The following is a 23,564-nucleotide window of genomic DNA, read 5'->3' as shown; positions in this document are numbered from 1 at the left end:
GGCCTCCGCCTCATCCCCGCCGGCCGGGAGGCGAGGGCCGGGGGGAGACCTGGGCGAGCCGGTCGCAGAGGGCGGCGAAATCGAGGGGCTTGGTCAGGTGCTCGTCGTACCCGCATCGGAAGGCCTTCGCGCGGTCGTCGGCCCGGGCGTAGCCGGTGACGGCGATCAGCAGTGCCGAGGCGGTCTCGGGGTCGGCCCGCAGGGCCTCGGCCAGGCCGTAGCCGTCGACCGCGCCGGGCAGGCCGATGTCGGAGATGACCACCTCGGGCCGGAGCCGCCGGGCCTGCTCCAACGCCTCCTCGGCGTCCCCAGCGACGGCCACCTGGTGCCCCTCGGAGCGGAGCATCCGGCTGAGGATGTGGGCCATGTCCGGGCGGTCGTCCACCACCAGCAGCCGCAGCGCCCGGCTCGCCGGGGCGTGGTCGAGGATCGCATGCTCCCCCGAGGCGAGCGAGTCCAACCGCCCGGCCAGGTCCACCCGGAGCGGCAGCCGGAGGGTGAAGGTGCTGCCCCGCCCCTCGCCCTCGCTGAGCACCTCGACCCGGCCCCCCTGCATCTCCACCAGGTTCTTCACCAGGGCCAGCCCCAGGCCCAGGCCCCCCCGGTTCCGGCTGTGGCTGCGGTCGGCCTGCGAATACGCCCGGAAGAGCGTCGGCAACACCTCCGGGGCGATGCCGATGCCGGTGTCCCTCACCGTGATCCTCGCCTCCCGCTCCTCGGCGCCCGGGGAGACGGAGACGGAGACCGTGCCGCCCGGCTCGGTGAACTTCGCCGCGTTGTGCAGCAGGTTCCCCACGCACTGGGCCAGCCGGGTCGGGTCGGCCAGCACGGCGACGGGCCCCTCGGGCAGCTCGGCCCGCAGATTCAGCCCCGAGTCCCGGAGCAGGTCGCCGAAGTTGCCCAGCGTCTGGCGGACCAGCTCGACGGCGTCCAGCGGCACGGGCTCGACGAGGATCTTCCCGTGGCTGATCCGGGAGACGTCCAGCAGGTCGTCGACGAGCCGGGCCATGTGCCGGGCCTGACGCTCGATGATCGCCCGCAGCTCCCCCCCGGGGTCGTCGGCCCCGGCCCGCAGCGCCTGGGCGGCGCTGAGGATCGGCGAGAGGGGGTTGCGCAGCTCGTGGGCGAGCATCCCGAGGAACTCGTCCTTCATCCGGTCGGCCTCGCGCAGCGCCTCCTCGGCGTGGCGACGCTCCGAGATGTCGATCGAGTTGCCGACCACCCGGACGACCTTCCCCCGGCCGTCCCTCAGGCAGAAGCCCTTGTCCCAGACGTCGACGTATCGGCCGTCCCGGTGCCGCACGCGGTACTCGAAGCTGTAGTGGGCGCGGAGGGGGTCGGCCATCATGCGGGCCAGCTCCTCGTCCAGCCGGGGCAGGTCGTCGGGGTGGATGCGGTCGCGCCACCAGGTGTTGGTCGGCTCGGCCTCCTCCACCGGGATCCCCAGGATGGCCAGCAGCCCCGGGGAGCGGTGGACCAGCCCCGAGTCGACCCTCCAGTCGTAGATCAGCCCCACCACCGCCTCGGCGGCCAATCGGTAGCGCTCCTCGACCTCCAGCAGCGCCAGCCGGTTGGCCTTCGCCTCGGTCACGTCCCGGCCGATCAGCGCCAGGCCGTCGGCCACGGGGTAGCCGCGGAACTCGAACCAGAGGCCGGGGCGCCCGAGGAACTGCTCGAACTCGACCGCCCGGTGCCCGGCCAGGGCCGACCGGAGCCGTTCTTGCCCCTCCGAGCCGACCAGCTCCGGCACGACCTCCCAGAGCGGCCGGCCGATCACGCCGACGCCCCCCGGGTCGCACATCCCCAGGGCCTGCGCGTTGGCGGCGGTGCATCGCCATGCGCCGTCGACGACCAGGAACAGGTCGCCGAGCCCCTCGACCAGCTCGGCCAGCCTCGCCTCGGCCCCGCCCTCGGCCCCGGCCCCGGCGGGCGATGCGTCGGCGGCCTCGGTCCCCCCCACGTCCTCCAGCACGCCGAAGACCCGGGCCGGGTCGCCCATCGATCCGGTCATGCCCGGCAGCACCCGGTCCCGGACCCGGGCCTCCGAGCCGTCGGGCCTCATCAGGCGGAACTCGACCGCCGCCTCCTCGCCCGACTCGCGGCGGGCGTAGGCGTCGAGCACCCTCGGCCGGTCGTCCGGGTGGGCCAGGTCCGCCCAGGACCGGCTCCCCCCGGCCAGTTCGGCGACCGGGCGGCCCAGCAGCCGCTCGCACGACGGGCTGACCGACGTCAGCCGATAGTCCCGCTTCGAGGCGATCCAGAAGATGGCGAAGTCCTCGCCGACGGCCGAGACCCTGGGCGACGGCCCGTCGTCACCGTCACCATCACCGACGACGTCCCGCACGTCCCGGTCCGGCTCGGCCACCGCCAGGCCCGACCAGCCGACCGCCCGGCCCCCCGGGTCGAGCGACGGCTCGGCCCGGGCCACCAGCCATCGGATCGCGCCGTCCCGGCCCGGCCCGACCCGGAACCGGGCCGCGAACGTCGAGCCCGAGGCGACCGACGACCGCCACTGCTCCCGGACCCTCCCGGCGTCCCCCGGGTGCAGGGCGTCGAGCCAGCCGTCCCCGGCGGCCCGGCCCGGCTCCATCCCGGTCCAGTCGAGCCACCGGCCGGCCACCGCGCGGACGGTGCCGTCCGGCCCGGCCGTCCAGCCGAGGCCCGGCAAGTGGTCCGGCGCGCCGGGCCATCCCGACGCCCCCGGGGCGACCAAGGCCCCGGACTGCCCGTGCGGTGTATTCATCGTCTCGAGGCGTCCCGGTGCGAGTCGACGACCACGCGGCGACCGGCCGCGAGCCATCATGAAATCATCTGCCGTCGGCATCCTGCCGTTCGAGCGTTCGGGAGGACGACGGCTATGGAACGCGGAGCCTCGGCCCGGCCGGGTCCGACTTCGTCTCGAGGGAGATGGGCGTAGATTTTCTCGGTCGACCGGTCTTCATCGACGACAATCGTAGGCGTTCCCACGCCGATCCGCAAGGGTCCTCGGCATGAATCCCGACGCGGGTCCGTGCCCCGGGCCGGCCCTCAGCCGGCCGGCCTCGTCATGTCGACGTGCACGATCCCGTCGAACAGGTACGGCGGGGTGCAGCGACGGAAGGCGAATCCCTCGTAGAACCGCTCCAGGTGGGCCTGGGCCTGGATCCGGATCGCCCGGCCGGGCGCCAGCCGGTCGCACCCCCGGACCGCCTCCGCCACCAGCGCCCGGCCCAGGCCGACGCCCCGGGCCCCCCGGTCCACCACCACCCGGCCGATCGACGCCTCCCCCTCGCCCCCGGGCCGACGCTCGAAGACCCGGGCCGACGCCAGCAAGCGGCCGCCCTCGACCCCCAACAGGTGCCACGCCCGGGGGTCCAGCCCGTCGGCGTCGACGTACGCGCAGCGCTGCTCCAGCACGAACACCCGCTGGCGGAGCCCCATCAGCTCGTAGAGCTCCCCCGGGCCCAGCTCCCCGAACCGGCACCAGTTCCAGCCGACCCCCATCCCGCCCCCCGCCCGGGCCCGGCCCCGGACTCGACCCCCACCGCCCCGCGACGCGACGCCCCCCGCCCCGGGCCCCCGATCAGGGGGACCCGCCCCGCACCTGCTCCCGGAGGGCCTCCTTGCGGTCGGGGAATTCCAGCACGACCAGCTCGTGCGTGTCGGCCTTGTAGGCGTACTCCTGATACCCCGGCAACTGGGGCAGGGCGATCTGGTTGGCGTCGATGATCTCCGTCATGAACTCCTCGGTGTCGGCCGGGTACCGGTCGTTCAGGGCGTTGTACAGGTTCAGCGCGTGCTGGATCTGCAGGACGGCCGCCTGGCCGACGATCGAGACGTACGCGTTGCCCGCGTAGGTGATCGGGGTGTTGTTCTCCGAGATCTTCCCGGAGGAGACCCGGACGTTCTCCCCCCCCTGCATCTGCTCGTCGAAGTCCCGGATGTCCGTCGTCGTCTGGCCGATGACCTTCCGCAGCTTCGGCGCCGCCGGATTGGCCGCCGCGGCCGGGGGGGGGGAGGGGGGGCGTCCGCATTGGCCATCGGCGGCGGCGGGGGCGGCACGTCCCCCGGCGGCCCCGAGGCCGTTTGCGGGCCCCCGGGCGCCCCGGAGCAGCCGGCCAGCGTCGCGACCGCCGCCGCCAGGGCGATCCGGGACAGTCCGAGCAGGGCAAGGCGCATCTCTCAGGGCTCCTCGGTCGGCGTCATCAGGGTGGAGGCGAACAGGACAGGACAGGGCGAGGGAACGCACCGCAAGTCCCCTCCCGAGGGGGAGGCGGCCCGCCTCGGGTCGAGTATGGCGCCCGACGATCCCCGATGGCAAGGGGCGACGCCCGCCCGTTCGCACGCCAACCGAGCCCTCTCATCGGACCCTCCCGGGACTCGACCGACGGCCCCTCCATTTTCCCCGGGATCGTGTGACTGAAATCGGCCCGAGTCACGATGATTTAGGGGAAGGCTCGGCCTCGCATCGGGAAGGCACCCGGTCCGTCGACTCGTCCCGATCCAACCCGACCCGGGGGCCTCCGCCGGCGATGTCCGAGACTCGATCCGCCTCCCCCCGACCCGATCCCGCCGAGGGTGCCTCCCGCCCTCGGACTGCGTCTCTTCGCTGCGCCGAGGTCCGGGCCGGGGGGCGAGCCTGCCTCCCCCCCGGGGCCGATCGGCGGGGGATCACCCCCGGTCCCGATCGAGGCCCGGCCGAGCGGCCCCGACCTGCCGGAGCGCCGCGACGGAGCGAACCCATTTCATCCGACGCAAACCGTTTCCCTCAAACAAAGATCGCCGAATTCCGCCCGTGCATTGGCGGCGCACCGAGCCCGATCCGACCCGATTCCGATCCCCGCCCCTCGGCCGACCACGGGACCTCCCCCGTGGCCGCCCAACACCCCCGCCGGGCGACCGCCGCCGGAGAACCGATCCGCCCGGTGCGCCGCGACGGAGCGAACCCATTTCGATCGGCGCAAATGCCATCCCTGCCTGGATTTTCCCTCAAATCGCGGCCCGCACGATCGGCGCACCGACCGCGTCATGGCCGGGCTCGGTCGCCCGTCCAGGCGATCCGAGCAGGGGGATCGGCCACCCTCGGGGGCCGGGCGAGGGGCCCGTCAGCCGCGATCGGGGGCGGGCCAGTCCCAGGCGCGGACCTCGTCGAGCTGGCCGTGCCGGGTCATGTCGAACTGCAAGGGGGTGACGGTGATGTTCCCTTCGGCCAGGGCGATGACGTCGCTCTGCTCCCCTTCCAGGTGGTAGGGGGGGGCGTAGGTCATCCAGTAGTAGGTGCGGCCCCTGGGGTCACGCCGCCGCTCGAACCCCTCGCCGTGGCGGCCGACGCCCATCGGCACCACCTTGATCCCCCTCGGCTCCCCCCGAGCGGCCGAGGGGATGTTCACGTTGAACAGCGAGCCGGGCTTCGGCGCGTTCGCCAGGATCGTCTCGATCACCCGACGGGCGTGCCGGGCGGCGGAGGGGAAGTCGAAGTGCTCGCTGAACTCCAGCGAGACGGCGATGCTGGTGATCTCGAAGAAGGCCCCCTCGATCGCCGCCGCCACCGTGCCGGAGTAGAGCACGTTGATCCCGGCGTTCGCCCCGTGGTTGATCCCCGAGACGATCAGGTCCGGCGGGCGGTCGAGCAGCTCGTAGACGGCCAGCTTCACGCAGTCGGCCGGGCTGCCCTCGACCGACAGGCCGAGCTGGGTGCCGTCCACGTCGTCGACCGTCTTGACGATCAGCGGGTCGAGCAGGGTGATCGAATGGCCGACGCCGCTCTGCTCCAGCGCCGGGGCGATGACCGTCACCTCGCCGGTCTTCGCCAGTTCCTTGTGCAGGGCCCGCAATCCGGCGGCGTAGACCCCGTCGTCGTTGGTCAGCAGGATGCGCACGGTCGGGGGACTCGGCTCGGGAGGGGAGGGCAGGGGGGGCCGATCTCGATCCGGGAGGGCTCCCTCCCCCCGGCCGATCGGGTACGATCCGGAAGGATGGATCGTACCGGCCCCCGCCGACCCCCGTCAATCGCCCCGGCCTCCCCGACGGGGCCGGGGAATGACGGGCGGGCTCAGCCCGGGAAACCGGCCACCTCGGAGCGGAGCAGGGGGGATGTCCGACCCGACCTCGGGCCGATCGCCCAACGACGACCGATCGCCCCCCGGCCGTCGGCCGATCCGGGTGCGGACCCTGATGATCGGCATCGCCTGGATCGCGGCCGGGCTGGGCCTCTGGCGGGCGTCTCCCGCCGGGACCGTCCTGCTGGCCGTGGTCGGCACGCCCTCCCTGATCTTGCATCGCACGATCGTTCGGATCGTCGAGCGGGAGCGCGGCCAGAAGGCCGACGTCCCGACCCGGATGCTCCTCCTCGTCGCCTCGGCGACGTGCGTCTCGGGCCTGCTGTTGCTGCTCTCCTACGCAGTCATGACCCTCATCTGGGGGCCGATCGGCTGAATCCCGATCGACCCGCCCGCCCCCGGGAAGCCGCCCCGATGAACTCCCCCGCCCAGGCCACCCCGACGTCGATCGACTCGCCAGGCCGGGGCCGACGCCCCCGGACGGTCCGGATCCGGACGCTGATGGTCGTGGTCGCCGGGATCGCGGCCTGGCTCGGCCTGCTCCGCGCGGCCCCGATCGCGGCGGTGGCCGTCGCGATCCTGGCCGGGCCGACGTTCCGGTTCCAGCGTCGCCTGCTCCGGGAGATCGAGCGGGGGGACCGCAGGACGCCCAACCTGGCCGATTTCGTGATCACGCTCGCCGTCTCGGCGATGTTCTCGGCCCTCGTCGTCGGGACGGCGCTGGCGGTGCTCCTCGCCCTGGCCGCCCTCCTCCGGGAAATGGGAGCCTTCCGGCCCTGATCCCGCGACCCTCGATCGAGCGACCGATGGCCGTCCCCCCTCGCCCCCCCAGCAGCGACGACCTCCCCGGGCCCGACGCCTGGCCCGGGCCCGACGCCTGGCCCGAGCCCCCCGGCTGCCCCGAGTGTCGGGCGCCGATCCAGGCCGGGGCGGGCTCGTGCTGGCTCTGCGGGGCCGACCTGCCGACGACGCCCGAGACCTCGCCGAGCGCCCCGGCTCCCGTGCCCGAAGCCGAGGCCGAGCCCGGGACGCCCCGGCCCGGACGCCGGGCCTGGCCGAGGCCGAGGGTGAGACTCGCCACCTCGATGATCGTGATCGGCGTGCTGGGGGTGCTCCTCGCCGTCGGGTCCGGCAAGTCGGGCATGCTGGTCGGCCTGTCGGTGGTGGTCGGGCCGGCGGTCGGCTACCTGGTCGCCCGACTGGCCCGGGTCGAGCGGGGGGGGACGCTCCCCTCGACGGCCGAGCGGGCGCTCGGCGAGGTCGCCGTGACCGTCCTGTTCGTCACCGCCGCCTCCGCCCTCCTCGCCCTCGGGGCGGCGACGGTGGTCGGCCTGCTGCGAAGCCTCCCTGCCCCCTCCTGATCCCCCGATCCGATCACGCCTTCCCCGGAAGACGCTCCCCTGATCCGAGGACTCGACGACGGTCCCATCCTCCTCGACGGCGGAGGGCAGATGGCCGAAAGAATCACCTCGTCCGGCCATCCGCCATCGGCCATCCTCACCCGGCTCAGAACTTCGGCACCAGCTCGGCCCGCTTGTCGTAGTCGGGGTGGACGTTCCACTCGGCCCAGTCGCAGCCGAGGCCCCGGTCGAGGGTCGTCTGGGCGAGGTCGGCCCAGGGGGTGCCGGGGTGGTCGGCGATGACCTGCGTGAGCATCCCCTCGGCCCGGGCGTAGCCCTTCTCGGTCTCGGCCGGGGGGGCCTTCTTCTTGGGGGAGTGGTTGATCACCCAGTCGGTCCGGCGGCGGTCGGGGATGGGGGGGTTCTTCGGGACGAGCCGCCCCTGGTTGGCCAGCACCACCATCTCCCGGAGGCAGGAGCGATACTCGTAGGCCTTCACCTGGAAGGCGACGACCATGGCGAGCATCAGGTCGTAGTTGGCCCGCCATCGACGGTTGGGCTCCTTGTCCCGGGCCGGGTCGAGGGCCTTCAGCCTCCTCTCGAACTCGACCAGGGCGCGGAGCTGGACGTCGACCTTGGGCAGCTCCTCGACGATCGCCTTGGCCAGCTCGGGCGGGTTGACCGGGAAGTGGCGGCGGAAGCCGAAGTCCTGCCGGGTGAGCTGGACGATCTCGCCCATCGTCCGCCTCAGGTCGCTCTGGGAGACCCGGGCGAGGTAGTCGGGGCGGGGGCCGTAGTCGGGCAGGAACTCCTTGAGGGTGGCGATCGAATACGCCTTCTCCCCCCGGGGGCGGTCGCGCAGCTCTTCCTCGTTGGGCAGCAGGAAGTAGATGCCGCCGGTCTCCTTCACCAGGCGGGCCAGCTCGTAGGGGGCGAAGCCGGAGGGCTGCTCGTCGTGCCGGTGGTTCCAGAGGCCGTCCCACTGGAGCAGCTCCAGGCCGGCGGCCTCGGGCCCGCGGCGGATGGGGGGCCAGTAGACGTCCTGGGTCACGGGGTCGACGTACCGGAGGTGGACCCGGTCGGTGCCGAACATCGACTGCCGGCCGAGGACGTACACCGTCGCCCCGCGGTTGACCAGCGCCAGCCGGGCCTGCTCGACCAGGTCGCCGTCGTCGCCGGACTCGTCGGTGACCAGCACGAGGAGGACCTTGCGGTCCTTCTCGACGGCCTTGCCGTAGCGGCCGACGGCGTCGACGACGGCCTTCATCGTCCGCTCCTCGCCCGACTCGTCGACCGGCAGGGAGCCGATGGCCTTGCGGATCCCCTCCAGGTCGGCCCGGGGCGGGGAGTTCTCGAAGTGGGTGGCCTTGCCGAAGCCGATGATCGCGTGCTCCAGGTCGCCTGCCCGGTCTTGCTCCTCGGGGGTGTGCAGGTCCAGCTCGCCGACGACGCGGTCGAACTTGTCGCTGATGGTCCGCTGGTCGTCCTTCATGCTGCCCGACTCGTCGAACATCCAGAGCACGGTGACCCGGCTGGTGTTCAGGTGGGCGAGGATCTCCCGGGCGAGCTGGTCGAGCGCCTCGCCGTAGTCGGTCGTCTCCCGGCTGGTGTCGCCGCTGATCCGGTTGCCGCCGCTGAAGTCGACGTTGTTGAACTCCATCGCCGGCAGGGTCGCCACGTTGGGGGAGGGGACGGCCACCGAGACCAGCCCTCGCAGGCTCTTCGCCTCGCTGACCTCGGCCGTGGCGCCCCGGATCCTCGGCGTGGCCGAGGGGGCGACGACGGGCGAGAGGGTGCTGGTCGGATCCCCGACGGCCAGCTCGCTCCGCTCGTCGCCCGGCTCCTCCAGGATCGTCATCAGCTCCTCGGCCATCTGCTCCGAGAGGCTCGTGTCGACGGTGCTGGCGTCGATCGAGCCGAGCAGCTCCTGCTGCACGCCGCCGGCGGCCATCAACGCCAGGCAGGCGAGCACCGCGGCGTGGACCATCAGCGAGACGCCCCAGCTCGGCGCGTCCCATCGCCAGACGAAGCTCCTGCGGCCCCTCCTCCTCGGCCTCGCCTTCGGGGCCTCGGCCTTCGGGGCGGGCTCGCCGGTCGCCTGTCCCTCGGTCGGGGCCGATGCCGATGCCGATGCCGATGCCGGCCGGGCGGCGGCCGTCTCGGTGGTCATCGCCGACTCGGCGACCTCGGGGCGGATGCCGGAGGCGGCGGGGTCGTCCAGCCGACCGGCCGGGCCCGTCGGCAGTTCGGCCAGGGAGAACAGGTCGGCATCGGAGCGGGAGCCATTGGAGCTCATGCGATCCTCCCGGGGCGGGCGCCTGGCGAATCGGCCGGGGTCGGCCCCGGGGGGCCGGGCCTCCGGCTCGGTCGGGGCGGGGCGGGTCGGCAACACGGGGGCCGGCGAGGCCCGGCCGCGACGTGCGTCGGGGCGGCCGGGCCCGTCCCGGACGACTGGGGGGCAAACACGATCGGGCGATGAAGGACGACCGATTCGATCCGGTGCCGATGCCCGAGGGCATCGGGTCCCAGTGTACGGGCGACGCCGACCCGTTACAACTTCGGCGGCGAGGGATCGGGGCCGTCGCGGCGGGCCTCGGCCTTCCTGCGGGCGGCGGCGTTGCCGTCGTCCCGCCGGGGGGCCGGGGGGGGCACGAAGGTCTCGACCCACCGGAAGCCGAACGGGTCTCGCAGCTCCCGCTGGGCGAGCAGGGCCCAGGGGGTGCCCCGGTGGTCGGTGATCACCCGCTCCAGCAGCTCCCGGGCTTCCTCCCCGGCGCGCCGGGCGGCGGGGCTGTAGTGGATCTCGCCGTCGGGCTCCAGCCGCCAGGCGTTGGACTTCTCGTTGCTGAACGTCAGGGGATTGACCTTCATCTGGGCGCAGGCCCAGTCGAATTCGTAGCAGCGGATCTTCACCGCCAGCAGCCGGGCCCTGATCAGATCATAGTGCGCCTGCCAGCGCCGGGACATCTCCCGGTCCCGGTGCCCCTCGGCCGCCTGGATCGGCCCGAGGGCCTCGTCGACGGTGTACATCACCCTCGCGGCGATGGTCTGGTTGCGCTCCATCGCCTCCTTGAACTCCGGGGTTCCGGCCGCGGGGAAGACCAGCGAGGGTTGCCCCGGCAGGTTCTGCTGGGTGATCTGGGCCGCGGCGAGCACGGCCGACCGCAGGGGGCTCCGGGCCGCCGCCGCCCGGTACTGGCCGGCGCCGATCCAGTCGGGCCGGTATTCCCCCATGCCTCCCGGGTCGAAGGTCGGCCGGTCGTCGCCCATCCGGGTGACGAAGTAGATGCCGCCGGTCGCCCCGGCCAGCCGGCTGAGGCCGAAGGGGCCGAAGCCGGAGTCCAGCTCGTTGTACTGCGGCCCGTCGTACCAGAACGGCAGCTTGATCTGCTCCAGGGCCGCGCTCTCCGGCCCTTGCCGGACCGGCAGCCGGCGGTAGAACCGGCCGGTCTTCGGGTCGGTGTAGTCCATGTACCCCTCGACCCGGCCGAACAGGGCCGACGAGCCGAGCACGAAGACCGGCATGTCGGCCTTCCTCGACGAGGCGATCGCCCCCTCCAGCGCCGACTCGTCGTCGCCGACCTCGTCGGTGACGACGATCGCCATCGTCCGGTACGAATCCCCGTCGTTCGAGTAGCCCCCCCAGCGGCGGGCGACCTCGGCCACGGTCTGGAACGTGGTCTCCTCGCCGGATTCGTCCAGCGGCACCGACCGGATCGCCGAGGCGATCGCCGGGGTGTCGCCCGTCGGCTCGTCGAGCATGGCCTTGCGGCCCGAGCCGAAGGCGACGACCATCGTCAGCAGCCCGCCCTCCCGGGCCGAGGCCCCCTCGGGTCGCCCCAGCACGTTCTCGTAGACCCGGCCGATGTGCTCGGCCAGCCGGTCCCGCTCCGCCTGGAGGCTGGCCGAGGCGTCGAACACCCAGACGACCAGGGTCCGGCCCTTGTCCAGCGACCGGAGGATCTCCAGGGCCAGGCGGTCGACCGCCCCCTCCACCCCCTCGACGTGCTCGGCCCCGTCCCCTCGCAATTGGATCCGGGTGCTGAGCGTCGTCGAGGCCGGCAGCAGCAGCGACGGCGCCATCGAGAGCGGGTCGATCTCCAGTTCCGGGTCCGGCTCGGCGATGTCCTCGACGATCCGGGGCGAGAACCTCGGGGCCGACTTCGCCAGGACCGGCTCCAGCGTCGCCTCCAGGTCGGTCTCGAGCAGTTCGGTGGCGTCGAGCCGGTCGAATTCGGGCAGGGCGGTGTCGACCACGCCCGCCTCGATCGTCCGGGCCACTTCCCGGCCCATCAGCACCCCGGCGACGGTGAGCACCCCCAGGATCGCCAGGTGGACCGCCAGGCTGACCCCGTAGGCGGTCGCCAGGTACTTCGACCTCGCGTCGAGCAACTCGGCCATCCGGTCGGCCGCCCAGGCTCGCATCCTGCTCGGCACGCTGCTCATGCGGGCTCCTCTCGACGCGACCGGGCCGGGGCTCGGGCCGCGATCGGGCACGGCGATCCCCCCTCCCGACATTCTAGGACCGCATGGATGCGGGGGACAACGCGACGACCCGCCCGATGCCCCCGGCTCCTCGCCGGCCGGCGGGTCGCCGATCCCGCGACGGTCCCCGATATCGTACGGACGACCGCCCCGGCCGTGACGCCAGGCATGGCGACATCGACGCCGGGGGATCGCCCGAGGACGGGGCGGGCCGTTGCCGACCCCCCGCCCCGGCGGCCAGAATGGGGTCGGGGAGGGGCCGCCGCCGGCGGGCCCCGGGCCGGATCGCAGCGGATCGGGGGCGGGATCATGCGCCGAGCCGTGCTGGCCCCGGCGGGAGTCCTGGCGATCGTCGCCGCGTCCTGGGCGGGGTGGCGCTGGGCCGAGGCCCGCTCGGAGGCGCGCTACCAGGCCGGGATCGCCGCCGCCAAGGAGGACGTGCTCGGCGGCTCGGTGGCCTCGGCGCGCCTGAAGTTGCAGGATTTGGCCGACCGCTGGCCGGGCCGGGGGGAGGCCGAGTTCCTGCTCGGCGCCTGCGAGCAGTCGCTCGGCCGTCTCGACGCCGCCCGGGACGCCTGGGCTCGGGTCCCGGCCGACTCGGGGTTCGGCCCGAATGCGGCGCTGATGCTGGCCCGCCTCGCCCTGCGAGGCCACCGGATGGCCGAGGCCGAGCGCGTACTCCCCCGGGCGATCGGGGCGAAGGGCGCCCAGGGACGGCAGGCCCGGGGGATGCTGCTGCGGCTCTACAAGCTCCAGGGGCGGTACGAGGAGGCCCGACGCCTGGTCCGCGACGGCGGGGCCACCGACCCCGACCGGGTCGGCATGATCCGGGAGCTGTTCCGCCTGGATTCCCGCGACCCGATGGCCCTGGGGGAACACGCCCGGGCCGTCGAGCAGGCCGCGGCGGCCGCCCCGGACGACCCGGGGGTCCTGCTCGGCCTCGCCCACCTGGCCATGAGGAGGGGGAGGGTCGAGGAAGCGAGGCGATGGCTGACCGCCCGCCTCGAACGGTCGGACGACCCGGCCGCCTGGCGGGGGTGGCTCGACTGGGCGTTACCGTCGCAGGACGTCCCGCTGGCCCGACGGGCCCTGGCGCACCTGCCGGGAGGGACCGTGCCGCCCCAGGAAGTGCTCTCGCTCCGGGCCTGGTTCGCCGCCAGGGCGGGGGACGCGGCGGCCGAGCGCGCGGCCCTGTCCCGGCTGGTCGAGCTTTCCCCCGGCTCGATCCCGGCGGTCGAACGCCTCGCCGGCCTCGCCCGCCAGGCCGGGGACGACGAGGAGGCCGCCCGGCTCCGCTCCCGGAAGGCGGAGTTGGACCGGATGATGGGACGATATGTCGGCCTCATGTCCGCCCCCGACCCGGCCGGGGACGCCGCCGAGCTGGCCGCGATCGCCGAGCGGCTCGGCCGCACCTTCGAGGCCCGGGCCTGGTGGGAGCTGGCCGTCGACCGGGACCCGGGCCTGGCCGCCGATCGCGCCGAGGCGTCCGATCGGCTGGCGAGGCGCGAAAACGACCGGGCCTCGGCCGACTCGCTGCCGCGCCTGCTGGCCGACCTCGGGCCGGCGACCGACCCGACGAGGACGCCCGCCGACGTCCCCCCGAGGGGCCCGGCTCCCCGGTTCGTCGACGAGGCCGGGCCGGCCGGCCTCTCCTTCGCGTACCGGGCCGGGTCGACGCCCGATCGCCAGCTCCCCGAGTCGATGGGCAGCGGCGTCGGCCTGATCGACGCCGACGGCGACGGGTGGCTCGACGTCTACCTCACCCAGGGCGGCCCCTTCCCCCCGACGCCGGGCGACCCGGGACCCGGGGCGGGCGATCGCCTGTTCCGAAACCTCGGCGACGGCACCTTCGAGGACCTCACCGACGCCGCCGGCGTCGCCGACTTCGCCCGGGGTTACGGCCACGGCGTCGCGGTCGGCGACGTGGACGAGGACGGCGACCCCGACCTGTTCGTCACCCGATACGGCTCCTATGCCCTCGCCCTCAACCGGGGGGACGGCACCTTCGAGGACGCCACCGAGGCGTGGGGACTGGGGGGGGATCGGGACTGGCCGACCTCGGCCGCCCTCGCCGACCTCGACGGCGACGGCGACCTCGACCTGTATGTCTGCCACTACGTCGCCTGGGACGAGACCGACCCGGTCCGATGCCCCGACGAGGGGGCCGGCGGGTACGTCCTGTGCAGCCCCCTCGCCGTCGAGAGCCGGCCCGACCACCTGTTCCGCAACGACGGCGGCCGATTCGTCGACGTGACTCGGGGGGCGGGCATCGTCGACGAGGACGGCCGGGGCCTGGGCGTGGTCGCCGCCGACGTCGACGAGGACGGCCTCCTCGACCTCTACGTCGCCAACGACCAGACGGCCAATTTCCTGTTCCGCAACCTCGGCGGGATGCGGTTCGAGGAGGTCGGCGCACCGGCCGGGGTGGCCGCCGGCGGCCACGGCGGCTACCAGGCCGGGATGGGCGTGGCCTGCGGCGACCTCGACGGCGACGGCCTGCCCGACCTGGCGGTCACGAACTTCTTCGCCGAGGGGACCGCGGTCTACCGCAACCTCGGCCGGGGCATCTTCGCCGACCAGTCCGGCCCCTCCGGCGTACTGGCCGCCACCCGGCCGCTGCTGGGCTTCGGCCTCGCCCTGGTCGACGTGGACAACGACGGCCGGCTCGACCTGGCCCAGGCCAACGGCCACGTCGAGGACTTCCGCCCCGAGTCCCCCTACGCCATGCCCGCCCTCCTGATGGCCAACCTCGGCGGGGGCCGCCTGGCCGACGCCTCGGCCGGCGCCGGCCCGGCCTGGGCGGTCCCCCGGCTCGCCCGGGGGCTCGCCGCCGGGGACATGGACAACGACGGGCGCATGGATTTGCTGATCACCCAGCTCGACGGCCCGCTCGCCTTCCTCCGCAACGTCACCGATGGCGGGCGATGGCTGACGATCGGCCTGGAGGGCTCGGCCGCCTCCGGCCGGGACGCCGTCGGCGCCCGTGTGGCGGTCGAGGCCGGCGGCCGTCTCCTCGTCCGACGCCGCCTCGGCGGCGGCAGCTACCAGTCGAGCGGCGACCCCCGGATCCACGTGGGCCTCGGCGACGAGGCCGGGGCCGACGCCGTCGAGGTCCGCTGGCCCTCCGGCCGGGTCGACCGCTTCGAGGCCCTCGCCGCCGGGGCCGGCTACCTGCTCCGCGAGGGGGGCCCGACCCCCCTCCCCCTCCCCGGCTTCGCCCCCACGGGCGACGCCGACGGGGCCGGGCCCGGCGGCTGACGCACCGAGGCCGCGAGGCCGCCCCCGACGGCCCCCATCGCCTCGGGGACGCCCGACGCCTCGGCACCTCGGCCCCCCGGGCCGGCGGCCCACGTCGGGCCGCTCCCGGGGGATCCCGGGAGCGGGCCCGATCCGCCGTCGCCCCTCGACGCCACCCCGAGCGCCCTCCCCGCCGGATGAGGCCCGAGGGCCGCCGGTTCTCGGGCCCATCCCGGCGATCGCGTGCGGGCCGGGCCAACCCCGACGGCCGGCCCCGTGGCATGGGCAGACCCCGGACTTCGGCCCTCATGTCGCCCCGGAGAGGACGTGACTCGCGGCCCCCGCGGCGGCGTGCGGCCGGGCCTCCCCCCTGGGGCAGGCCCGGCCCGTTCTCTCCCCCCCGTCGCGCGCCCTCGGTGCCGGGGCCCCGCCTCCCCCGGGGCACGGACACCCCCATGCAACCCCAATAAATCATAAAATGACGACGCCGTGGCAAAATTTAACGTCATCGCCATTAAAAACATTTTCCCCGGCGTACTTTTCCGCTTGCCCTCCCCGCAACGCGGCGGATATAGATGATATCGGATATGGCGCAAACCTGAAAAATGTTCATGTCGCCAATCCAAAGAGATTTTCTTTTTTGCAATTTTAGGGCGCCAGCATCTCGGATCGCTGGCGGCCTCCGGCGGTGTGCGACCGGCCCCGGCCCGGCCGCCGGTTGCGGGCCTTCCCCGCACTCGGGCCGGCGGATTCCGGTGCGTCCGGCGTCCGGAACCTCGCATGACGGGGCCGCGTTGATGAGGAGATTCCCCGCCGACGATTGCGGCGCGTTGCTCGCCGCGCTCGCCCCCCTGGGGGAAATCTGGTGCGAGACGCGCGGCGACCCCGGCGTCTGCGTGGCCGTCCTCGACGGCCCGGTCGACCGATCGCACCCCTGTTTGCACGGCGCGTATTTAAGCGAAGTCGAGCTGATCCCCGGGCGCCCGGCGGTGGGGAATGCGGCCGGGGGGCATGGGACCCGGATCGCCAGCCTGATCTTCGGCCGGCACGGGGGGCCGGCCTGCGGCCTGGCCCCGGGCTGCCGGGGCGTCCTCATCCCGATCTACGGCCCCGGGCCCGCCGCCCCGGCGTCCTGCTCGCAGGGCGACCTCGCCCGGGCCCTCGACCTCGCGGTGGCCTCCGGGGCGACGGTCATCAACGTCAGCGGCGGCCAGCGGGTGGAGGCCGGGGCGGCGGACCCCGCGCTGGCCCGGTCGGTCCGGGGGTGTGCCGACGCCGGGGTGCTGATCGTCGCGGCGGCCGGCAACGACGGCTGCGACTGCATCCACACCCCGGCCGGCGAGCCCTCGGTGCTGGCCGTGGGGGCGTCGTCCCTCGACGGCCGGCCGCTCGCCTTCAGCAACTGGGGCGACGGCTACCTGCACAACGGGATCCTGGCCATCGGGGAGGGGCTGCCGGTGGCCGAGCCCGGCGGGCTCGTCTCCCGGTCCGGGGGGACCAGCGACGCGGCCGCGGTGGTCTCGGGGGTCGCGGCGCTGCTGCTGAGCCTGCTGATCCGCCGGGGGGAGCCGGCCGACCCGCTGCGGGTCCGCCAGGTGATCCTGGAGACGTCGACGCCGTGCGACCCGTCGGCCGCCCCGGGAGGCTGCCGGGCCTCCCTCCGCGGGCACCTCAACCTGGGGGCGGCCCTGGCCAGGCTGGCACCCCGGCGGCGGCCCGCCCGGCTCCCCCCGGCGATCGCGAGCCCCCCGGTCGCCCGAGGCGGGGGGACGGGGCCCCGGGGCGGGCCGCCGTCGGCCACGCCCCCGGGGGGCTCGGGGCTCCCCGGCATCGTCCCCCTCGGGACGGAAGTCATCCCGGATCTCCCAGCGAACACGGAGAGCAACATGAACCAGTCCGCGCAGCACGCCGCTTCGGAGGGCCGGGTCGACGAGAGTCCGGCCGATCCCCCGCCGTCGATCATCCCTCCCGTCGAGGGCGGCGGGGAGGCCCCCCGGGGCCCGGCCTGGGAGGGGGCCGGTGGCCTGGGGCCGCCGGTCGGGATGCGGCCGACGGCCCCGGTCGGCGTCTCCCCCTCGGCCTGCGGCTGCTCGACAGGGCCGGCACCGGCACCGGGTCCGGGTCCGGTCTACGCGCTCGGGCAGATCGGCTACGACTTCGGCTCGGAGGCCCGCCGCGACTCCCTGCTCCAGCAGTCCGGACGGAACCTGCTGGACCCGACGACCCTGGTCGACTACCTGGGCCGGGACCGCTTCGCGGCGGAGGCGATCACCTGGACCCTGGGCCTGGAGGGCTCGACCGCCTACGCCCTCCGCCCGGCCGGGGCGTTCGCCGCCGACGGATACGCGAGGATGGTCGAGTTCCTCCGGGGGCAGCTCGAGGAGGGCGTCGAGCGCGTGTCGATCCCGGGCGTGCTCTCCGGGTCGGCCCGGCTGCTCAACGGCCAGGAGGTCCCGGTCATCGCCCCCGAGCTGCGCGGGATGTTCAGCTGGTCGACCCCCGCCCTCGTCCGGGAGGTCCTGGGCGACCCCGGGGCGGGCGAGGGGAAACGGACGGCCGACGAGGCCCAGGCCGGGGCGGTCGCCAACTTCCTGGACCGCGTCTATTACGAGATCCGCAACCTCGGCATCCAGCCGAGGGACCGCGCCATCAACTACGCCGCGACCAACGCCTTCGAGCTGCGATTCGTCTACTCCGACTCCCTGAAGGACGACCTGAGGCTCGACCGCATCGACGTCGAGCGGAGCCCGTCGTCCCGCCCGGGGTCGGACTGCTGGGACGTCAACCTGACGTTCTTCCACCCGACGCGCCGCCAGGACGTGGCGCGGCGGGTGTACCGCCTGACGGTCGACGTCAGCGACGTGCTTCCCGTGACGATCGGCAAGGTCCGCCGATGGGAAGTGTACTGAACCGGGCCCGTTTCGACCCCAACCCACGAGGAGGATCCGTTGCGAGTCCCACCCCAATCCCCCCCCGTCCCCCGGCAAGGTGCCCCCCCGGGGCCGCCCGGCGGGCGGCTCGCCCCGTCGGCCCCCCCCGGGCAGCGGCCCCAGTTCGAGACCTGCTGGGGCAGCGGCCAGCACAGCAACGCCTCGATCACCTGCAACGCCCGCAGCCAGATGTGCTGCCGCGAGGCGGACGGCTTCCCGTACTGCGGCAGCGCGGTCTTCGGCTGCGGATCCTAGGGGCCCGCCCGGGCCCGCCCACCCGAACCCATCCGGAGCATGATCATGAGACTCCCTCTCCAGGCCCCCGGGATCGACCGGGCCTCGGCCCGCCCCCCCTCCGCCCGTGCCTCCCCCGGCGGGCACGTCGGCCCATCGAGGAGATACATGGTGACCGGGATGGCGGTCTGCAGGAAGGGGGCCAACGTCCTCTGGACGGCGGACGATACCGTCTGCGTGGCCAACACCCATGCCGGGTGCACCGCCGCGAAGAACCAGGCCGTCACCACCCACGCCGCCCAGTGCACGCAGGCCGGCGGGGCGATCACCCAGTCGACCCACCCTTGCGGCGTCGGCGACCCCTGCTGACCGCCGGCCCCGAGGGCGGGGCGACCTCGGCATCCCTGTAGCGATCTCGGCCCGCCCGGGCGTCGGGCGGGCGTCTTTGCACCCTGTGAACGAAGGACGACGACGATGAGCACCCTCACCACCACCAGCGGCAGCGACGTCGAGCAGATCGTGGTCAAGAACAACGCCGGCTGGTACAACTACCTCGCGCAGGCCATGAACCTCGACCCGAAGACCTTCATGCTCGCCCAGGGGACGCTCGGGCTCCAGACCGCCGACTCCAGCGGGCTATTCCTGATGGGCGACGCCGTGCCGCCTTCGGCCAGCGTCGCCTACTTCGACTCCGGCGGCATCTCCAAGCGCTCCTCGGCGTACGGGGGCCTCCTCTTCGCGCTCCTGCCCGAGACCGGCGGCGCGAACCTCCAGACGGCCCTCGGGGACATGTACACCAACTGGCTCGACTACAGGAAGTCCTACTTCGCGAAGAACCCCGACTCCGACAAGACGCAGAAGCAGCTCTTCACCCAGTGGGCCAACCAGAACCTCGACCCCAACCAGGTCGGGCCGGCCATGACGGCATACGACGAGCAGGACAACACCCCGCTCAACGGCGCCCTCAACGCCTACAACGACCCGGCCGCCAAGCAGAAGTTCTCGGCCAGCGACGGCACCTCCTACTCGCTCTACCGATATTCCTGCACCAACACGGCCGCCACGGCCGCGATCAACGGCGGCGGCGGCCCCCTGGGGATCGACTTCGACACCGAGTCCATGAACTCGACCCTCACGCAGACCACCGCCGAGGGGTCCGCGACCGGCTTCTACGACATCTTCTCGGGGGGCGTCAGCGGCAGCTTCGACCAGCTCAACACCAAGGCCGCCTCCAGCGCCTTCTCGATCACCGGCACGGTCAACAAGTACGCGACCTTGCCCGTCAACGCGGGGAGCTGGTTCGCCTCGGGCGAGTTCTCCCGCGCCTACAACGCCAAGAACGACAACACGGTCTGGGCCCCGAGCTCCAGCCCGAACCAGTGGGACTCGTTCTTCGGGCAGCCGGACGGCTCGCTGGCGAGGCGGGTCTCGCAGCTGGTCCTCGTCAGCGGCTACGACCTGACGATCACCAGCCACGCCAGCTATAACCAGTCCGACCTCCAGACGATCAAGACCAAGGCGTCGTTCGGGGTCTGGCCCTTCTTCTCGGCCAGCGCCTCCGCGACGCACACGTCGTCCTACGAGCTGGACTCCTCCGGGAACCTGGTCGTCACGCTGCACCTCAATCCGGGGCTGATCCAGATCTGGGGCGTCACCGTCCAGGCCGCCCCCCAATGATCGGCGGGCAGGGCCCGAGACTGACGCCCTGAGGCCCCGGCGTGCCGCCCTCGCCCCGGCCGCGACGCCCCGGGTGACGTGCATCATGCCGGGGAACGCCCCCCGCCCGGATCCCGATCGGCCGCCTCGGCGGCCGATCGGGACCGTCGCCCGACGCTCAGCCGACCTGGACGACCCGGTGGTCGATCGACTTCCGCCTCCCCAGCGGGGAGCGGTAGTCGAAATACCCCAGGCCCAGGTTCCCGGCCAGGGCGATGTGCTGCGGCTGCCGGACGTCGAACCCCTCGCGGTCGAACGGGTCGGCGGCCAGCCGGCCGACGGCGCCGACGCCGGGCACGCCCCTCTCCTGCCGCTTGGCGTCGATGATGTCCCACTCCACGTGGTCGATCGCCACCGGGTCCGTGCCGACGAGCAGCGCGTTGTAATCCCAGGCGTATTCCGGGCTGCGGCCGAACGGGCCGCCCTGCCAGATGCCCCGGATGCCGTCCAGGATCTGCAACACGCACTTCTCCCGGATGATCGGGTGCCGCACGATCGACGGGATGAACGTGTTCGTCGCGTTCGCCCAGGGGGAGGAGTGCGACCGCTCCACGTTGTTCACGAAGCCGTGGCTCATGTTCTTCAGGCAGCCGGTCACTCCCGAGGCCCCGTGGTCCTTCAGGCAGGGCAGGCAGACCACCTTGTTCAGCCGTCGGGTCACCAGCAGGCCCAGGTGGGACCGATAGGCGCGGTCGTCCTTCGGGTCGTGGCCGGAACTGACGAGGTTCATCTCGACGAACTCGTCCGGGTCGTACCCCGAGATCCCCTCCCCCCCCTCGAACTCCAGCTTCAACTGCGAGGGGTCCCCCTCCTTCGCCGTCAGGCCGCCGAAGGCGACGCCGTCGGGCAGGATGTCCTGGTAGCCGGCGTCGAGGAACTCGGATTCATACCGGTCGAAGACGACCATGTCCTTGCGCTTGACGCCCGCGGCCTCCAGCCCCTCGATGACCTCCAGGATCAGCTCGGGGGAGGTCGGGTGCTGGGGGTGGCCGTTGGGCACGACCTTGATGCCGACCACGTCGCCGGGCTCGAAGAAGCGTCGCCAGGCCTCCACGGCGTCGTCGGCTCCGGTCAGCTCGGTCAGGCCCCGGCTTAGGGTTGCCCGGATGGCGTCCCGGTCCTTCTCGCCGCCCCGGATCATGCCCGGGTTGCGGGCCTCGATCACCCGGCCGGGGTAGGGCCCCGGCACGCCGAGGCGGCCGTCGGGCTCGGCGGGGGCCGCGCCGTCGTCCTGCCGGGCCGATCGGCTCGAGGAGGGGGCCGGCGTCGCCCCCAGCATCGGCATCGCCGAGGCCGCCGCCGCGGCCCCCGCCAGGAACCGCCGACGCCTCATCCCGCCGCAGGGGTGTCCGTCTCTCATGATCGGTGCTCCTTGGCATCGCTCGCCGGGATGAGTCCCGGGTCGGGCCGGACCGCCGGGAGGTCACGGGCCGATCGAGACCTCGCACGCGACGACCCACGCATGACCGCAGATGGAATCGCCCGACTCGTCGATTGTACCCGGTCCGGCCCCCGCCGTCTCGGCCCGACCCGGCCTCAGGAGGGGACGGTGCCCACGACCAGGCGTTCGATGCAGGTCAGGGCGAAGTCGGGGCGGTCGGGCAGGTAGGCGTCGGAATCGGGTAGGGCGAGGCGGTCGAAGACGGCCAGCTCGTCGGGGTCGAGTCGATCGGCCGACCGCTCCCGGAGGGCGGCCAGCTCCAGGCGGAGGAAGGCCCGCTCGGCCCCGGACAGCGGGGCGGTGCGGTCGATCGCCCGGGTCCAGACAGAGACGTCCTCCAGCCCGGCCTCGGCGGCGATCCGCGGCAGGCGTCGGCCGGCGTAGTAGCTGCGGGGCAGTTGTATGGAGTCGGCCAGCGCCTCCAGCTCGGCGCGCCGGACGGCCAGCTCCAGGTCCTCGGGCCAGGGGAGGATCAGGTGGTGCATCGCGTCCTCCTCCAGGACCGCGACCTTGCCCCCCGGGCGGACCAGCCGGGCCATGCCCCGGAGCAGGCCGACGGCGTCGGGCAGGCTCCTGAGGCTCTGGGCGCACCACGCCAGGTCGAACGCCCCGTCGGGCAGGGGGGGGCGGAAGGCGTCGGCCGAGACGAACGCGACCCGGTCGGCCCCCGGGCCCGCGGAGACCGTCCCCCGGGCCAGCTCCAGGTAGCTCGGCCTCAGGTCCAGCGCCACCACGAACCCCCCCGGCCCGACCCGGTCGGCCAGCCATCGGGAGAATCGGCCGTCGCCGCAGGCCAGGTCGAGCACCCGGTCGCCGTCCCGGATCGGCAGGGTGTCGACCATCGCCTTCAACTCGTCGGCAAATGCGTCGTGGAACGCCCCGAGTGCGTTTTGATAGGGAGGGATCTCGTCCGATTCGGCCATGACGGGGGCATCCTCCGGGACGACGCACCGGCCGGGGAGGGGGAGTCGGATCGGCATTGACCGGGGACTTCGGCGCGTCGCCGGGTCGATCGCCGAGCAATCCCGGTGCCGACCCGGTGCCGAGGTGTCCGGGGCCGAGGCCGGGGGGAGGGGCCCCGTGCGGGACCCGGCCGGGGATGGCCTAGAATGCGAGGTGGGATCGCCGGGCGGCCCCGGGGACCGCCATCGCGGCAATGATTCCATCGACCATCCGCCATCCCCGGACTGCCTCCCCCCATCCCCACCGATGAGCCGCCCGGAGGGCCGCCGAGATGCCCGACTCCCGATCCCACCGAGGGCCCGATCCCCGGGACGAAGCCCTCTTCGCCCCGGGTGCGATCCCCCCGATGCGAGGGGCCGTGGCGGATCTCTCCTGGCTGCTCGGGAGGGGATATGCCGAGGCGTCGAGCCTGAAGCTGGTCGGCGATCGCCACCGGCTGGCCGAGCGTCAGCGGAAGGCCGTGATGCGGTCGAGCTGCGCCGACGACCGGCTCGCCGATCGCCTCCGGCGACGCCTGGGGCCCGGCACGCTGCGGGGCCGGCCCCTGCGGATCGACGGGTTCAACGTGCTGACGACCGTGGAGGCGGCGCTCGGCGGGGCGGTGGTGATCCGGGGCCGGGACGGGTCGCTCCGGGACATCGCCGGGATGCACGGGACCTATCGACGCGTCGAGGAGACCCGGCCGGCGATCGCCCGGATCGGCGAGGCCCTGGCCGGGCTGGGGGTCGGCCCCTGCTGCTGGCTGCTCGACCGCCCGGTCTCCAACAGCGGCCGGCTCCGGGGGATCCTCCTCGACTTCGCGGCCGAGGCCGGCCTCGACTGGACCGCGGAACTCCCCTTCGACCCCGACGCCGAGCTGGCCGCCCGGCCGGGCGGGCCCGACGACGGGGCGGTCGTCGCCTCGGCCGACTCCCAGGTGCTGGATCACTGCGGCCCCTGGTTCCCCCTGGCCGCGTTCGTGGTCGAGCGAGCCGTGCCGGGAGCCCGCCTGGTCGACCTCTCCGACACCTCGACGCCGGCCCGGCCGTCGCTTGCGGAGGGGAGACCGGGCCAGTAGCCTGAACCCGATCGACGCCCCCGACCGGCCCCGGCCCCATCGCCGGGTCCGAGGCCCGGTGGCGTCACACCGTATCGCATCGCTTCCCCCGCAATACAAGCCGATCGACGCTTCCAGGGAGTC

General features: G+C 73.8%; 17 protein-coding genes. 9 read left to right on the top strand and 8 right to left on the bottom strand.

The genetic code is table 11. The annotated features are described in order from the left end of the window. Positions 1–10 precede the first annotated feature (10 nt). From ElP_RS33980 to surE, 4 genes are all read right to left on the bottom strand, one after another. A complete protein-coding gene (locus tag ElP_RS33980) occupies positions 11–2,743 on the bottom strand; it encodes a PAS domain-containing protein (protein ID WP_197446587.1) in 2,733 nt (910 codons plus the stop codon). Positions 2,744–3,027: 284 nt separating this feature from the next. Next, entirely contained in the window at positions 3,028–3,483 is a 456-nt protein-coding gene (locus tag ElP_RS33975) for a GNAT family N-acetyltransferase (RefSeq protein ID WP_145277931.1), read from the bottom strand. Positions 3,484–3,562: 79 nt separating this feature from the next. Further along, a complete protein-coding gene (locus tag ElP_RS39025; RefSeq protein WP_197446586.1) occupies positions 3,563–3,901 on the bottom strand; it encodes a hypothetical protein in 339 nt (112 codons plus the stop codon). Positions 3,902–5,084: 1,183 nt separating this feature from the next. Further along, the gene (gene surE, locus ElP_RS33970; protein ID WP_145277929.1) at positions 5,085–5,858 is read right to left on the bottom strand and encodes a 5'/3'-nucleotidase SurE; all 774 of its coding nucleotides are present in this window, start codon (positions 5,856–5,858) and stop codon (positions 5,085–5,087) included. Between the two features lie 214 nt (positions 5,859–6,072). Between surE and ElP_RS33965 the strand changes: the two genes are divergently transcribed. The 3 genes from ElP_RS33965 to ElP_RS33955 are packed head-to-tail and all read left to right on the top strand — an operon-like array spanning position 6,073 to position 7,399. Further along, positions 6,073–6,414 (top strand): hypothetical protein, encoded by a 342-nt coding sequence (locus ElP_RS33965; protein WP_145277927.1) that lies wholly within the window; start codon positions 6,073–6,075, stop codon positions 6,412–6,414. Between the two features lie 38 nt (positions 6,415–6,452). Further along, on the top strand, positions 6,453–6,818 hold the full coding sequence (locus ElP_RS33960; protein WP_145277925.1) for a hypothetical protein: 366 nt from the start codon (positions 6,453–6,455) through the stop codon (positions 6,816–6,818). Positions 6,819–6,844: 26 nt separating this feature from the next. After that, entirely contained in the window at positions 6,845–7,399 is a 555-nt protein-coding gene (locus ElP_RS33955; RefSeq protein WP_145277923.1) for a hypothetical protein, read from the top strand. Positions 7,400–7,544: 145 nt separating this feature from the next. On the opposite strand, the gene ElP_RS33950 is transcribed toward ElP_RS33955, so the two are convergent. Further along, positions 7,545–9,674, bottom strand: a complete 2,130-nt coding sequence (locus tag ElP_RS33950) for a vWA domain-containing protein (protein WP_145277921.1) — start codon at positions 9,672–9,674, stop codon at positions 7,545–7,547. 254 nt (positions 9,675–9,928) lie between these two features. Next, a complete protein-coding gene (locus ElP_RS33945; protein ID WP_145277919.1) occupies positions 9,929–11,824 on the bottom strand; it encodes a VWA domain-containing protein in 1,896 nt (631 codons plus the stop codon). A 348-nt stretch (positions 11,825–12,172) separates the two neighbouring features. Between ElP_RS33945 and ElP_RS33940 the strand changes: the two genes are divergently transcribed. The 5 genes from ElP_RS33940 to ElP_RS33920 all read left to right on the top strand — a co-directional run bounded on the left by ElP_RS33940 (position 12,173) and on the right by ElP_RS33920 (position 19,941). Then, the gene (locus tag ElP_RS33940) at positions 12,173–15,121 is read left to right on the top strand and encodes an FG-GAP-like repeat-containing protein (RefSeq protein ID WP_145277917.1); all 2,949 of its coding nucleotides are present in this window, start codon (positions 12,173–12,175) and stop codon (positions 15,119–15,121) included. Positions 15,122–15,897: 776 nt separating this feature from the next. Continuing rightward, the gene (locus ElP_RS33935; RefSeq protein ID WP_197446585.1) at positions 15,898–18,009 is read left to right on the top strand and encodes a PatA/PatG family cyanobactin maturation protease; all 2,112 of its coding nucleotides are present in this window, start codon (positions 15,898–15,900) and stop codon (positions 18,007–18,009) included. A 39-nt stretch (positions 18,010–18,048) separates the two neighbouring features. Further along, positions 18,049–18,285, top strand: coding sequence for a hypothetical protein (locus ElP_RS33930; RefSeq protein ID WP_145277912.1), 237 nt, complete (start codon positions 18,049–18,051; stop codon positions 18,283–18,285). Between the two features lie 45 nt (positions 18,286–18,330). After that, positions 18,331–18,633: a hypothetical protein gene (locus ElP_RS33925; protein WP_145277910.1), complete on the top strand. Its 303-nt coding sequence runs from the start codon at positions 18,331–18,333 to the stop codon at positions 18,631–18,633. A 105-nt stretch (positions 18,634–18,738) separates the two neighbouring features. Further along, complete coding sequence (locus ElP_RS33920) at positions 18,739–19,941, top strand: hypothetical protein (protein ID WP_145277908.1); 1,203 nt, start codon at positions 18,739–18,741, stop codon at positions 19,939–19,941. A gap of 157 nt (positions 19,942–20,098) precedes the next feature. Here the strand turns inward: ElP_RS33920 and ElP_RS33915 are convergent, their stop codons facing one another. Together ElP_RS33915 and ElP_RS33910 are read right to left on the bottom strand one after the other, a co-directional pair. Then, positions 20,099–21,340 carry a DUF362 domain-containing protein gene (locus ElP_RS33915; protein ID WP_145277907.1) on the bottom strand — a complete coding sequence of 414 codons (1,242 nt, stop codon included), beginning with the start codon at positions 21,338–21,340 and terminating at the stop codon, positions 20,099–20,101. A 176-nt stretch (positions 21,341–21,516) separates the two neighbouring features. Beyond that, positions 21,517–22,344 (bottom strand): class I SAM-dependent methyltransferase, encoded by an 828-nt coding sequence (locus ElP_RS33910; RefSeq protein WP_197446584.1) that lies wholly within the window; start codon positions 22,342–22,344, stop codon positions 21,517–21,519. 311 nt (positions 22,345–22,655) lie between these two features. On the opposite strand from ElP_RS33910, the gene ElP_RS33905 reads away from it, so the two are divergent. Next, positions 22,656–23,441 carry a DUF434 domain-containing protein gene (locus ElP_RS33905; RefSeq protein WP_145277903.1) on the top strand — a complete coding sequence of 262 codons (786 nt, stop codon included), beginning with the start codon at positions 22,656–22,658 and terminating at the stop codon, positions 23,439–23,441. Positions 23,442–23,564: the final 123 nt, after the last annotated feature.

Origin of the sequence: Tautonia plasticadhaerens (genome assembly GCF_007752535.1) — a bacterium.
Classification (GTDB): Bacteria; Planctomycetota; Planctomycetia; order Isosphaerales; family Isosphaeraceae; genus Tautonia; species Tautonia plasticadhaerens.
This window is presented reverse-complemented; position numbering and strand designations above follow the sequence as displayed.